Source organism: Gordonia sp. i37, from assembly GCF_002043085.1.
In the GTDB taxonomy this organism is placed as follows: Bacteria; Actinomycetota; Actinomycetes; order Mycobacteriales; family Mycobacteriaceae; genus Gordonia; species Gordonia polyisoprenivorans.
Genome location: NZ_MVPX01000657.1, coordinates 1 through 1271 on the forward strand (window position 1 = coordinate 1; position 1271 = coordinate 1271).

1 protein-coding gene is annotated in these 1271 nt (G+C 65.1%); it reads left to right on the forward strand.

The window, feature by feature from the left end; all coding sequences use genetic code 11:
• A partial coding sequence (locus tag B1964_RS29405; protein ID WP_079932309.1) for an HNH endonuclease signature motif containing protein occupies window positions 1–1271 on the forward strand: 1271 nt, incomplete at both ends.

A 1271-nucleotide genomic window follows, 5' to 3' on the forward strand; every position in this document is an offset into this window, starting at 1 on the left:
CTCGCCCACCGCTTGGTTGATGCGCTGGCATCGGATGATTTGACCGGCCTGTCCAACGATGACCTGGTGTCGGTCGCGCAATCCACCGAACGGTTGATCACCCGCGTCACCGTCCAAGGGGATCGGCAGATCGTCGAATTCTCCGACCGCCATCTGGCGCGGGAGTACGGGTTCGGGTCGATTACCGACGCCATGATCGGATTGTTGCGTGTGTCGGAACCGTGGCGGCGGTGGAAACAACTCACAGCGACCGCCACCTTCCGCACCTTCACCGGGGAGGTCGCCGCCCCCAAATATCCGGCGCTCGCCGAAGCGATGGCCTCCGGTGCGGCCGGCTCGTCGCACGCCGCGGTGGTGATCGATGTGTTGGACCGTATTCCGGCGGCAGTGCCGTTCGACGAGAAAATGTCGGCCGATGCCACGATGGCCGGGTTCGCCCGCACCCACACCCCGTCCGATCTCCGGATTTTGGGGGCACGGGTGTTGGCGCACCTCGACCCCGACGGCCACCTGACCGACGACACCGATCGGCAACGCCGCCGCCAAATCCGTATCGGCCGTCAAGACGCCCAAAAAATGAGTGGCCTGTCCGGACAAGTGACCCCGACTCTCACCGCGCACCTCGAAGCAGTGTTGGCGATGTGGGCAGCGCCCGGGATGAACAACCCCGCCGACCCCGACTCCCCCACCGGCAGTCGCGAAGATGCTGACCCCGACGCGTTGACGGCTGCGGCAGCCCGCGATCATCGTGATCAGGTGCAACGCAACCATGATGCGTTGGAAGCAGTTCTACGTGCCGGGTTGGATGTGGGTCTCGGCCCGCAGTCGCATCGCGGGCTGCCGCCGCATCTGATCATCAAAGCATCGCTGTCGGAGTTGATCGCGCAAACCGGGATGGGCGTCACCGCGACCGGCCCCCTCCTCCCAATCCGGGATGTGATCGCGTTAGCGGCTCACAGCCAACCCTGGTTGGCGGTGTTCGACGACCACACCAGTCTGCCCCTGTATTTGGGGCGCGCCCGGTTGGCGAGCCAAGGCCAGCGGATCGCACTGTTCGCCAAAGACGGCGGTGAGTACTGCTCGTTTCCCGGATGCACCCAACCCGCCGCGCACGTCGAAATCCATCACGCCACCACAGACCACGCGAAAGGTGGGCTCACCAACATCGGTGACCTCGCCCCCGCCTGCGGCAAACACAACCGCATGGTCGGCGACAAACCCGGACAATTCACGACCGGCATCTATCGGGACGGGCCGTGGGCAGGACGATG